This is a genomic window from Paraburkholderia sp. BGA-UO-ETr-F12, assembly GCF_059567945.1.
In genome coordinates, this window is the sequence record NZ_JCAQOZ010000057.1 from 126,727 (window position 1) to 138,035 (window position 11,309).

Below are 11,309 nucleotides of genomic sequence, written 5' to 3' on the forward strand. Positions count from 1 at the left end.
GCCCGGCGCGCCATCAGGTCCACGCACGCGCGCCGACCAGCATTCCCGTTTGCGTCGCTGCGTTCCACCAGATCACGCGCAGCAGCGGCGCCTGTTGCGCGATCAGCAATGCCTGCACCGGATCGCTTTCGACAAAATGCGTGACGCCGCCGCGCAATGCCGCCGCGGCCTTGTGAGCGGCCGCACCGGCGGCGCTTTCATCGTGCGTGCCGGGCGCGCGCATCACCAGTTGCATATGACCGAAGCCGTGCCGCGCGAGCCACGCTTCGGTGCGCGCGCGATCCGCTTCCGGCCGGCCGGTGATGATCGTACGCACGCGTTGCAGATCGATACCCGGCAGCACTTCGAACGGCAGCAACGCGTCGCGCTCGGCGAGCGCGGCGGCCAGATCCTCGTCGTAGCGCGCGAGCGGCACGTCGGGCAGCAGAATGCCGTCGAGGTCGATCGCGTAGGTGGCGTATTCGTGATCGTCTGCCATGGCGGGTGCAAAGCCCGCTTCAACGCGCTCCCAGTCCGCGCGATAACGCTCGGTGTAGGCCTGACGCTCCCATGGAAACAGCGCGAAGTAGCCGCGCGCGTCGATTGCGTAATCGGGTTGCGTACGGCTCAGATCGTCGACCGCGGCGGTTAGTGTCCGGACCTCGAGTCCCTGTTGCTGAAGGAAGGCGATGCAATCGGTCAGCGTAAAGCCGCGTCCCGCGATGTCTTCGCACAGCAGCACTTTCGAACCCGCGGGCGGAATCGGCAGTGTCGAATCCCAGGCGACCGTGCGCGAGCGGCGCTCGTAACGCAGAAACGCGACCGGTGTGCCCACCGCATGCGAAACCATCAGCGCAAGCGGCGCGCCGCCGCGCAGAATGCCGATCGCCAGCGTGAACTGCTCCGCCAGCAAGGCGGGTTGCAGCGACTCGATCCAGTGATCGAGTTGTTCGTACGTCAGGGGTAAAACCGGCTTGTTCATGACTCTCGGGGGCGCCGCATTGCGCGCGTAGGACAGCTGTCGCGTGGACGGAGAACGGCGCGCGGCGCGGCGCGGCGGCAGGTCCCCGTTTTTGAGACAAAGAATTTTGGCGATATTATGCATGCGGATCGAAGATCGCGCGTCGGGGTGATGCGCGTCGCCGTCCGAAAAAATAACAAACGATGGAATAACCAGGCAGATGACCAAGCTGAGCGGCAGCAAAGACGGGAACAGGAGTGCATGGTGGGGGCTGGGTCTGCTCCTCGCATGCGTTGTGTGGAGCATGCAGGCACGGGCACAGGCGGAGCTGTTGCCGTTATCGCTCGACGTGACGGGCAAGATCGGCAGGACCAACGATGCCGCGCACAAGTCGTATCACTTCACCGAGGCGCAATTGCTGGCGCTGCCGGCCCATTCGATTACGACCGCCACGACCTGGACGCCGCGCTCCACCTTCACAGGACCGCTGCTGGCGGATATCCTGAAGATAGTCGGCGCATCCGGCAGCGCGGTCGAGATCCATACGCTCGACGACTATACGTACACCATTCCGGTGTCGGACTGCGCTCGCTACGGCGTGGTCGTTGCATACAGCATGAACGGCCAGCGCCTGAAGATCAGCGACTTCGGGCCGCTGTTTCTTATCTATCCGCGCGACGCATTCCCCGATGAACTCATGGGCGCGGCGGGCGACTCGAAATTCGTATGGCAGATCAAGGCACTCATCGTCAAATAACACGCCGCCCCTGGCGTCGTGTCCTCTATGTGCTGATCTGGCTGACCGCGCTCGCGGCGCCGGCCGGCGCAATCGGCTATCTGTTGTACGCGAACCTGCTCAATCCGCGCGTGACCGAGCCGCTGACCGGTCAGTACGACGGTTTCTATTGGGACGCCGCGCAATTGCAGATCGCCTATGCCCGTTTCGAGAACCAGTTGCTGCTGTATCAATCGGGCGTCGACGACGACTATCCGCGGCTCATGCTGCGCTACCAATTGCTGCAATCGAAGCTGCATGTGATGGCCGGTTCGACACGCAGGCTGACCACGCAGCTCGCACTGCTGCAACGGCAAATGGACGAGATCCACTCGATCGATCATTTGCTGGACGGAATCCAGCCTGAAGTCGACGCTTTGCCGAAGGACCGCAGCCGCGCCGGTCAGATCGTCGAGGAGTTGCGCCAGCATTGGAATGAGGTCAACGATCTTGCGTTGAGCCGCCGTTTCGCCGACGTGGCCGACCGTGAGGCGATGAACCGCGATTTCATCGAGAAGCGCCGCATGCTGTTTGCGGGCGGCCTGTTGCTGCTGCTGCTCTCGGCAGCCGCGACCACACTGCTGGTGCTCAACGGCCGGCGCCGTACGCGTCTGATGCGTCAGCAGCATGCCGCACTCGAAGCGGAGCATCAGGCGAGCCGCGCGGCGCGCGAGGCGAGTCTCGCGAAGGACGCGTTTCTCGGCATGATCAGCCACGAACTGCGCACGCCCTTGCACGCGATCGTGTCGTCGATCGAGTTGCTCGGCTTCAACTATCACTCCGAGGCCGATCGCAAGGTGATCCAGCGGCTCGAAACCGCGGCGCGGCATCTGGAAGCCCAGATGAAAGACCTGACCGACTACGCGCGTCTTGGCGCCGGCAAGCTCGAACTGCGTTACGAGCATTTCGAGCCGCGCGAGCTGCTGGCCTCGATCGTCGACGAACACGCGATGTCGGCCGCCGCACGCGGCCTCGAGCTGGAAAGTGAGGCTAGCGGCATGAGCGGCCTCGTCGATTCCGATCCGCACCGTATTCGCCAGATCGTCAACAACCTGGTCACCAACGCGATCCGTTACACCGAAACCGGCACGGTGCGCGTACAACTGAGGCAGCGGCCGGCGCTGCTGATTTTCATTGTCAGCGATACGGGGCCGGGCGTGCCGCATGCGCAGATTCCGCTGATCTTCCAGGAGTTCACGCAACTGGACGCGTCGCGCACGCGCCGCTTCGAGGGCGCGGGGATGGGGCTCACGATCGTGCAGGGACTCGTCAGGCTGTTCGGCGGCACGGTCGACGTGGCGAGCACCGTAGGCAAGGGCACCACCTTCACGGTGACGATTCCGGTCTCCTCCGTCGCGGCCGCCACGCCGTCCGGCGTGGCGGCGCACGCCGAACCGGTGGGCGCGCGCCCGTGCGTGCTGATCGTCGACGACAACCGGCTGATTCGCGAGTCGCTCAGCGAAATGATCGCGCACATGGATTTCGACACGCATGCGGTCTCCAGTGCCGATGAGGCGCTGGCGTGGCTCGATGCGCATCGTTGCGACGTGGTGCTGCTCGATCTGCATATGCCGGATCGCGACGGTTATACCTTCCTTGCGGATTTCGCGGCGCGTGGCGGGCCGTCGGCGGGTGCGCCGGTGATCGTGGTGAGCGCCTATGCGCCGGAGGCAGCGGGTGCGGCTAGTCCAGCCGATGCGGGGAGTGCGGGCAGTGTGGCAGGAGAAGCGGGAGAAGCCCGTGCGCAGCCGTTTTTCGACGCGTTATTAAAGCCGGTACATTATGAGGAACTGCGCAACGCGTTGCAGCGCGCTTTGGTTTCCCGGCATACGGTGTGACGCAATATCCAGGAACAAGCGAGGAAGAACGCTGGAAGAAGCAGATGGAGGAGGGCTCAACCTGAGCACACACCTTCAGCCGCTTGCCGGCAAGTCAGGGCCGGTTGAGACGTTTGGACAGATCGGCGACCAGGATCGCCATACGCGCGGGTTTTTCATAACACGCGACATCGTAATTGCGGATGACCTGGCTGATCTCCGATTCGCTGGCCTTGCCGGTCAGCAATTCGCCGGTCAGCACGAAAATCGGTGCATCCGGATTTTCCGACGCCCGCACCGCGCGAATCGCCTCGGCCGAGGTCTGCGCGCCGAATAACCAGTCGATCACGATGCCGTCGAAAACCTGCGTTTGCAGTTGCTCGGCAAATGCCGCGAGGCCGTAGATCGCCACCGCCGCGAAACCGCTGCGTTCGAGATAGTCGCGCAGGTTGTCGGCGGAGGCCCGATCGTCGTCGACCACCGCGATGGTCGGCTTGTCGGTTTCGACGCGGCGCGGATAGATCTCGATCTTGTGGACTTCGTAGGCGCTTTGGTAAAGCGTGCCATCGTGGCGCGCCACGCGCCATTGGCCGAGTTTCGAGTACGCCACGAATTCAGGGCGGCTGCCCGGTTCGAGCGCGGCGCCGATCCATGCGGTGCAGGCCAGCTCGATCGCGCCGATGCAGAACACCGCTTCCTGGGCGATGGCGCCGACCATGCCCGGATCGAGCGACTGTGCACCGAATAGCTGGGCCGCGGGTTCGCCGAACACCTCGGCGACCTTCTTGATCTGCGAGAGTGTCCATGGGCTGTTGCCGCGCAGCTTGCGGTGTCCCTGCGAAAAACTCAGATCGAGGATGCGGCATAGCTCGGTGGTTTGCTGGCGCTTGCCGATCCCATGCCGGCTCATCAACTCGCGCACGCGCTCGGCAACCGCGATGGCGTCAGGTGAGTGTGTCTCGTTGGTCATGCTGCGTGAGAAGCTGCCTTATTGAAAGGTGACTGTGGGACGTGCGATACGTGCGGTACATGCGATACCTGCGGTAGGTTCGATACGGCACGAATAGCGCGGCGATGCAAGTTGGATGCATTGGACGCGGCGGCGCAGGGGACAGCAATGTACCGTAAAAAATATCGCGGTCTGTTTTTGTATGACCGTTGCCGAATTCGCCAGTGCGAGGTACGAACGGAAAATCCGGCAGTCTGTTTTATGCTTTTAGCATTAAGTCAGTCTATTTTACCGACGAAACTGCACGCTATCTGTAAAGAAATATCACCAGGCGGGGTATTCCAGCGTATTTCAGGAAGATTCTGGTGGATTACTCGATGTGAGCCTAGGCTGACGGCATGGCGTCGAGCCTGGCCGCCGAGCTTGTCAGGCCTTTGAAAATCCGCTCGGCGACCTTGCCCGGAAACCGCTCGGGTAAGCCGGCCGAGACCCGCGCGATAACCTCTGGTGTCTGTTCGATCAGCCGCTGGATCAACGGTTCGGCGTTCGCGCCGTACGAGCACCGCAGCGCCATGGCGTTGAAATGGCGCCGCTGTACATCGCGGAAGGCGTCGTGTTTGCTGCGCGACCACATTGCCATGGCGAGTTTGGCCTTGAACCACGACCATTGATTCGGGCCGTTGCCTTCCACCGGCCAGATCGACATCACGTCGTAAAGCGGCGTCAGACGATACTGACCGCCCGCCAGCAGGCGAATGCTGAAGTTCTTCGCGTGGCCATCCGGCGCCGCTAGCATCCAGAACAGAATCTGGCTTGCGAGCAGCGTTTCGATGTCCTGCCGCGCCGACACCGACTGCTGAAGAATCCGCGCGAGATCGAGCACGCCCGGACCGCCTTCGTTTTCGTACTTGCGATGCGAGGGTACGCCGTACACCTGGCAGAAGTCCTCCTGCGGCAGGCGCAGCAGCCATTGCCCGCCCGAATGCAATTGCCGGTCGAAGCGTTCGACGCTCAGTACCCGCTGCTTGCCGAAAGTCATGATCTCGGTGTTGGCCACCGGCAGGCCGTACGCGCGCAAAATTTGCAGACACAGCCACTCGTTTTCAACCGAGGTGCTGAGGTCGGCGAGCTTGTTGCCGACCAGTCCGAGCGGCAGCTTGAAGATATGCGTGGTGGGCGTGGCGCCATGCGGACGTTGCCACTTGCCGTCGTGCCAGAGCAGCGCGGTTTTCTCCTGCGCGCCGGCGAGCGAGATGCGGAAATCGTCTGCTTCGTCGCGCGTGCCGAGCGTGGGGCTGCTGACGGTGCGCGTCAGCATGGCCTCGATCTCGCCGTCGGAGAGCGGCGTGCCTTCAATGCGTTCGACGCCGGCCGGCGCGTCGTCTTCGGCCAGCAACTGGACCGCGCCCACGCAATCGCGGCCGATGGCTTGCAGCAGGTCGAACGCCTCGAGCGTATCGGTCTGGTAGCGTTGGGCGATGCGCTTTCTGATTGCCTCGCTGTCGGGCAGCAGATTGTCGAAATAGTTGAGCACCCGTGGCCCTTTGTTCGCCGCGTTGTTCGGCGCGAACGGCAGCGAGAGCGAAAGCGGCCGGCCGGCGGGCGAGGCGATCCATGCCGGGTCGTAAGCGAACTCCATGGGGCCGCGGGTGGGCAGGCGCCAGACGCCGACACGCTCGCCGTTGGCCCATACCGAAAGCGCCCGCGAATGCGTTTGCCGGCCCATGCTTACCACTCGACCAGAGGCGCCGGTTCAGGCACCGGCTGGTTCTTGTCGCGCACTTGCAATTGCAGGCCGTAGGCGCCGCACAGCGCCAGCAATTGTGCGAGAGTGAGGGCGCTGGCATCGGTTTCGAGCGCCGAGATGCGGCTCTGGCTGGTGCCGATGCGCGCGGCGGCTTCGGCTTGGGTAAAGCCGGCCTGGCGCCGCCCGGCGCTCAATAGTTGGGCCATCTGGTCCGGCGTGGCGACGAGGTGGATCATGGTAAATTATCCGCGAGACGAATAAATGCATTTTATGTGTCACGCAGATATTTGTCAAATATTCGTGTGACGCATATTCGACCAATATCTGTCTGGCGAATAAATGGCCAATATCTGTGTCGCGAATAAATCTTTTCTACCTGCCTCTCACGGGATGGCCGCGTAGCATGCGGTCAAAACCTCTTCTACCGACCGCGCGAGATTCATGAACTCACCGACGCTACGCCACACCGACGTGCCGTACTACACGCAATGGGGCAGCCCCGACTGGGTGCGCCACATCGTCGAACATCAGGCGGACCCGTGCGACGACCCACACTGGCAGCGCAGCGGTTTCGCCGACCCGGAGCGTTACCGTTTCTGGGCCAAACGCCTGTGCGGTCTGACCTGCCTTGAATCCGTGCTCGATTACTGGGGCATCGAGCACGCCCCGCGCGCCGCACTGCTCGATGAAGCGTTGCGTCACGGCGTGTACCGGCTGCGCGATGACGGCGGCGTCGACGGCCTGATCTACCGGCCGTTCGCCGATTGGGTCGGCGAGGCATTCGGCATTCGGGTCGAGGTGCTGCCGCGGGCGCCGCTCGAAGAGATCGCCGTGCGCATCGACGGCGACACGTTGGCGATGGCTTCCGTGAGCCCCGAAATCCGCTATCCGGAGCGGCCGAATCAGCACCAGGGCGGCCATCTGATCCTGCTGCACGGACGCGATCGCGATGGCGCATGGTTTCATAACCCGTCGGGCATAGCGCCTCACCAGGCGGATGTGTATCTGCCGTTCGCAACGATGACGCGTTTCTACGCAGGGCGTGGCATGACGCTCACTCGATCCGTGCGTGAGGCAAGGCGGCAGGCAAGCGACACGCCCGCTACGCTCGCCACGCCGGCGAACTGATCGGGCCCGTTTTCTGCTGGGGAGCATGGCACCGACCTTAGCGATACTGGAACGAGTCATGAAACGAACCTTCGCCTTGCTCGCCGCGAGCCTTGCCGTGTTCAGCGCTGTCAACGCGGCGAGCGCCGCCACCGAGGACGAACAGGCCAAAGCCTGTCGCGGCGACGCGATGCATTTTTGCGCCGCCGAAATTCCGAACAAGGAAAAAATCACCGCCTGTATGAAGCAGCATGTCGACGAACTCAGCCCGGCCTGCCGGGCGATGTTCAAGGGCGGCAAGAAAGACGGCGCCAAGGCCAACCCCGCCTCCCAGTGAATCCGGCGGCGGTGCGCTGCCGCTTGCCGACGAATCGTCGCTAAGCTTTGCGCCGCGGTCGCGGTCGCGGTCGCGATCCCGATCCCGATCCCGATCCCGCATTCCCGCGATCCGGCCCCACGGTGCGCCGGGCGTCGTAGAATCGCTTGTTCCCGATTCCCGGAGTAGCCGCGTGTCTGATCAGCCACACCCGCAGCCACCCCCGCAGCCACGCCCACCGCGCTTCCGTCTGCCGCGCCGCGCCCGCTCCCCGTGGCAGCCGCCGCGCGCCCGCACGCTGTTCACGCGTCCTGCGGCGTCGCCGCAGCGCGTGCTGCTGCAGCGCGTCTACCTTGTGCTTGGCCTGTGCGTACTCGCCTTTGCCGTGCTCTATCTCGACCGCGACGGCTTGCGCGACGCCAACCGCAAGGTGCTCGGCATCGTCGATCTGATGTACTTCACGATGGTCACCGTCGCCACGGTCGGCTATGGCGATATCGTGCCGGTCACCGCCCGCGCGCGGCTCATCGATGCCTTCTTCATCGTGCCGATCCGTATCGTTATCTGGTTCGTGTTTCTGGGCACCGCTTATCAGTTCGTCATTCAACGCGTCATCGAGGAATTCCGCATGAAACGCCTGCAAAAACAACTGCGCGATCACGTCGTGGTGTGCGGCTACGGACTGAGCGGTTCGGTCGCGGTGCGCGAGTTGCTGGAAAGCGGCTTTGCGGCGGACGCGATCGTTGTCATCGATCCCCAGCAGGACGCGCTCGAAGCGGCCACGGCGCTGGGCGTGGCGGGCCTGCTCGGCGATCCGTCGCGTGAAGACCTGTTGCAGCAGGCGCAGGTGCGCATCGCCAAGGCGGTGATCATCGCCGTCAGCGACGACGCCATTGCGATCCTGCTCACGCTGACTGTGCGCAGCGTTGCGCCGGAAACGAAGATCGTCGTGCGGATTCAGGAGCAAACCTACCAGCGCCAGTTGCGCCAGGCCGGCGCCGACGTGATCGTGTCGTCGACCAAGATCGGCGGCCTGTTGCTCGCCGACGCGGTGGACAGCAATTACATCGTGCCCTTCATCAACGATCTGCTGTCGGCGCGCGGCCGGGTCAATCTGGTGGAGCGTCCGGCCACCGCGCTGGAAGTCGGCCGCTGGAGCAATGCGTTGCCGGGCGCGGTGGTGGTCGGCCTGATCCGGGCGGGGCGCATGCTGTCGTTCTATGAAGACGAGCCGTGTCCGATCGAACCGGGCGATCTGCTGATGGTGATCCAGTCGGCGCGCCATGTGGACGAAACGTGAGCCGGTCACGAGGCGAATTTGGGTCGAAGTTGGGCCGCATCCGGGCCGCATCTCGGCCGCATTTGAGCTGGATGTGAACTGGAGACGAGCTGGCTCCAAGTCGGACATGAACGAACTACCCGGCGGTGAGCGCATGCTGCCAGAAGCACGGCGGGGCCCATTCGCTGAAGTTTTCCCTTTTCCACACGCAGCAAGGTTGTGAACATGAATCTGAACCGCATGATCAGCACGGTCGAAGTGCACACCGCGGGCGAGCCGTTTCGCATTGTCACGAGCGGCTTGCCGAAGTTTCCGGGCAAGACCATCGTCGAGCGGCGCGCGTGGCTCAAGGAGCACGCCGATCACCTGCGCCGCGCGCTGATGTTCGAGCCGCGCGGCCACGCCGATATGTACGGCGGTTATCTGACGGAACCGGTAAGCGAAAGCGCCGACTTCGGCGTGATCTTCGTGCACAACGAAGGCTACAGCGATCATTGCGGCCACGGCGTGATCGCGCTTGCGACCGCGGCTGTCGCGCTTGGCTGGATCGAGCGCAGCGAGCCGGAAACCCGTGTCGGCATCGACGCGCCGTGCGGCTTCATCGAAGCGTTCGTGGAATGGGACGGCGAGCAGGCGGGGCGCGTGCGCTTCGTCAACGTGCCATCGTTCATCTGGCAGCGCGACGTGACGGTGCACACGCCCAGTTTCGGCGAGGTGCGCGGCGATATTGCGTTCGGCGGCGCGTTCTATTTCTACACGTCGGGCGAGCCCTTCGATCTGAAGATACGCGAGACGGAAATCGAACGGTTGATCCAGTTCGGCGACGAAGTCAAACGCGCGGCGAACGCGGCCTTCAAGGTCGAGCATCCGCTGATTCCGGAAATCAACCACATCTACGGCACGATCATCGACAACGCGCCGCGTCACGCCGGCTCGACGCAGGCCAATTGCTGCGTATTCGCCGACCGGGAAGTGGACCGCTCGCCGACCGGTTCCGGCACCGCCGGCCGCGTCGCGCAGCTTTATCTGCGCGGCGAGTTGCGCCGCGACGAGACGTTGGTCAACGAATCCGTGATCGGCACGATTTTTCGCGGCCGCGTGTTGTCCGAGACGAAACTCGGGCGCTTCGACGCGGTGATCCCGGAGATAGAAGGCGACGCGCATGTACTTGGCTTCGCCAACTGGATCATCGACGAACGCGATCCGCTGACTTATGGTTTTCTGGTGCGCTGAATCGACCATCCCCACGTGCCTCGACAGGAAAAGCCCGCTTATGACCCGCCCGACCATGCAGATCTTCGACGCCGCCGCCACGGCGCGGCTGATTCCCTACGCGGCGCTCGTCGACGCGTTGAAGCGCGCGACCATTGACTACGCGCAGCAACGCATCGTGAGTCCCGAGCGGCTCGTCGTGCCGCTCAACGAGGGCGGCATCATGCTGTCGATGCCGGCGACCGCGCCCGATCTCGCGATCCACAAGCTGGTGAACGTGTGTGCGAGCAATGGGCCGCGCGGCATCCCGACCATCCATGGCCAGGTGATGGCCTTCGACGCCGATACCGGCGAGACGCTTTTCATCCTCGACGGCCCCACGGTGACCGGGCGTCGCACCGCGGCGATGTCCATGCTCGGCATACTCACTTTCGCGCCCGCGCGGCCACGTGAGTTTCTGCTGATCGGCACCGGCACGCAGGCAGCAAATCATCTGGAAGCGATCGGCGAACTGTTTCCCGACGCGCGGGTATGGGTGAAGGGCAGTGCGCCCGCGCGGGCCGCGGCATTCTGCGCGGCCCATCGAGCGCAGGGAGCGGCGGGTGGCAAGGTCCGCGACCTGCAGCCGCTCGCCGACCCCGACGCCGCCATCCCCGCCTCGATCGACGTGGTGATCGCGCTCACCACCAGCAAGCAGGCCGTCTACGACGAAGCGGCGCGCCCGAACCGGCTCCTGATCGGCGTCGGCGCATTCACGCCGGCCATGGTCGAGATCGGCGCGCGCACGATCGAGGGCAGCGCGCTATTCGTCGACGACGAAGCCGGCGCGAGGCACGAAGCCGGTGACTTCATCCAGGCCGGCGTCGACTGGGCGCGGGTCGGTGGAATTGCAGCCGTGGTCGCGAACGCCGCGTTATTGCCGGCGGAGCAGGCGATTGTTTTTAAAAGTGTCGGCTGCGCGGCGTGGGATCTGGCGGCCTGCCGGGTGGCGCGCGAAGCCTTGTCGGGCGGCTGATCGCAGGCCGTTTGCCGCGCCGGCGGATGATGGCAAGCGTGGCCGGGTTGGCATCTTGCGCCAACCTGCGGCACATGTTGCCGTGCAAACAATCTCAAAACGTTGCACCATAGGCGTTTGCCGGAAAAAAGGCGCCGCTTCGCCGGCACCTT

General features: G+C 64.0%; 11 protein-coding genes. 7 read left to right on the plus strand and 4 right to left on the minus strand.

Going from position 1 to position 11,309, the window contains the following annotated elements; genetic code table 11:
• Positions 1-13 precede the first annotated feature (13 nt).
• The gene (locus AC57B6_RS27340; protein WP_030100810.1) at positions 14-961 is read right to left on the minus strand and encodes a phosphoribosyltransferase; all 948 of its coding nucleotides are present in this window, start codon (positions 959-961) and stop codon (positions 14-16) included.
• 199 nt (positions 962-1,160) lie between these two features.
• Here AC57B6_RS27340 and AC57B6_RS27345 point away from each other — a divergent pair, with 199 nt between their 5' ends.
• Together AC57B6_RS27345 and AC57B6_RS27350 are read left to right on the plus strand one after the other, a co-directional pair.
• Positions 1,161-1,697, plus strand: coding sequence for a putative pterin-binding protein (locus tag AC57B6_RS27345; protein ID WP_030100809.1), 537 nt, complete (start codon positions 1,161-1,163; stop codon positions 1,695-1,697).
• Positions 1,667-3,553 (plus strand): ATP-binding response regulator, encoded by a 1,887-nt coding sequence (locus AC57B6_RS27350; protein WP_028197312.1) that lies wholly within the window; start codon positions 1,667-1,669, stop codon positions 3,551-3,553. The genes AC57B6_RS27345 and AC57B6_RS27350 overlap by 31 nt, the downstream gene beginning before the upstream one ends.
• Before the next feature lie 94 nt (positions 3,554-3,647).
• On the opposite strand, the gene AC57B6_RS27355 is transcribed toward AC57B6_RS27350, so the two are convergent.
• From AC57B6_RS27355 to AC57B6_RS27365, 3 genes are all read right to left on the minus strand, one after another.
• Positions 3,648-4,502, minus strand: coding sequence for a helix-turn-helix domain-containing protein (locus AC57B6_RS27355; protein WP_028197311.1), 855 nt, complete (start codon positions 4,500-4,502; stop codon positions 3,648-3,650).
• Positions 4,503-4,866: 364 nt separating this feature from the next.
• Entirely contained in the window at positions 4,867-6,207 is a 1,341-nt protein-coding gene (locus AC57B6_RS27360) for a type II toxin-antitoxin system HipA family toxin (protein WP_046570792.1), read from the minus strand.
• Between the two features lie 2 nt (positions 6,208-6,209).
• Complete coding sequence (locus AC57B6_RS27365) at positions 6,210-6,464, minus strand: helix-turn-helix domain-containing protein (protein WP_496422491.1); 255 nt, start codon at positions 6,462-6,464, stop codon at positions 6,210-6,212.
• A gap of 205 nt (positions 6,465-6,669) precedes the next feature.
• Here AC57B6_RS27365 and AC57B6_RS27370 point away from each other — a divergent pair, with 205 nt between their 5' ends.
• The 5 genes from AC57B6_RS27370 to lhpI all read left to right on the plus strand — a co-directional run bounded on the left by AC57B6_RS27370 (position 6,670) and on the right by lhpI (position 11,157).
• Entirely contained in the window at positions 6,670-7,356 is a 687-nt protein-coding gene (locus tag AC57B6_RS27370) for a cysteine peptidase family C39 domain-containing protein (protein ID WP_454807556.1), read from the plus strand.
• A gap of 58 nt (positions 7,357-7,414) precedes the next feature.
• On the plus strand, positions 7,415-7,672 hold the full coding sequence (locus AC57B6_RS27375; protein ID WP_028197308.1) for a hypothetical protein: 258 nt from the start codon (positions 7,415-7,417) through the stop codon (positions 7,670-7,672).
• Positions 7,673-7,844: 172 nt separating this feature from the next.
• Positions 7,845-8,951, plus strand: coding sequence for a potassium channel family protein (locus AC57B6_RS27380; protein WP_046570786.1), 1,107 nt, complete (start codon positions 7,845-7,847; stop codon positions 8,949-8,951).
• A 204-nt stretch (positions 8,952-9,155) separates the two neighbouring features.
• Positions 9,156-10,163 (plus strand): trans-3-hydroxy-L-proline dehydratase, encoded by a 1,008-nt coding sequence (gene lhpH / locus AC57B6_RS27385; RefSeq protein ID WP_496422492.1) that lies wholly within the window; start codon positions 9,156-9,158, stop codon positions 10,161-10,163.
• Positions 10,164-10,203: 40 nt separating this feature from the next.
• On the plus strand, positions 10,204-11,157 hold the full coding sequence (gene lhpI / locus AC57B6_RS27390; protein ID WP_496422493.1) for a bifunctional Delta(1)-pyrroline-2-carboxylate/Delta(1)-piperideine-2-carboxylate reductase: 954 nt from the start codon (positions 10,204-10,206) through the stop codon (positions 11,155-11,157).
• The last annotated feature ends 152 nt before the right edge of the window (positions 11,158-11,309 follow it).

What these genes read in the sequence shown, in the direction of transcription:
- AC57B6_RS27360 (WP_046570792.1), bottom strand. Translation starts at nt 6,207, where the DNA reads ATGGGCCGGCAAACGCATTCGCGGGCGCTTTCGGTATGGGCCAACGGC.
- AC57B6_RS27350 (WP_028197312.1), top strand. Translation starts at nt 1,667, where the DNA reads ATGGCAGATCAAGGCACTCATCGTCAAATAACACGCCGCCCCTGGCGT.
- AC57B6_RS27370 (WP_454807556.1), top strand. Translation starts at nt 6,670, where the DNA reads ATGAACTCACCGACGCTACGCCACACCGACGTGCCGTACTACACGCAA.
- AC57B6_RS27340 (WP_030100810.1), bottom strand. Translation starts at nt 961, where the DNA reads ATGAACAAGCCGGTTTTACCCCTGACGTACGAACAACTCGATCACTGG.
- lhpH (WP_496422492.1), top strand. Translation starts at nt 9,156, where the DNA reads ATGAATCTGAACCGCATGATCAGCACGGTCGAAGTGCACACCGCGGGC.
- AC57B6_RS27375 (WP_028197308.1), top strand. Translation starts at nt 7,415, where the DNA reads ATGAAACGAACCTTCGCCTTGCTCGCCGCGAGCCTTGCCGTGTTCAGC.
- AC57B6_RS27365 (WP_496422491.1), bottom strand. Translation starts at nt 6,464, where the DNA reads ATGATCCACCTCGTCGCCACGCCGGACCAGATGGCCCAACTATTGAGC.
- AC57B6_RS27345 (WP_030100809.1), top strand. Translation starts at nt 1,161, where the DNA reads ATGACCAAGCTGAGCGGCAGCAAAGACGGGAACAGGAGTGCATGGTGG.
- AC57B6_RS27355 (WP_028197311.1), bottom strand. Translation starts at nt 4,502, where the DNA reads ATGACCAACGAGACACACTCACCTGACGCCATCGCGGTTGCCGAGCGC.
- lhpI (WP_496422493.1), top strand. Translation starts at nt 10,204, where the DNA reads ATGACCCGCCCGACCATGCAGATCTTCGACGCCGCCGCCACGGCGCGG.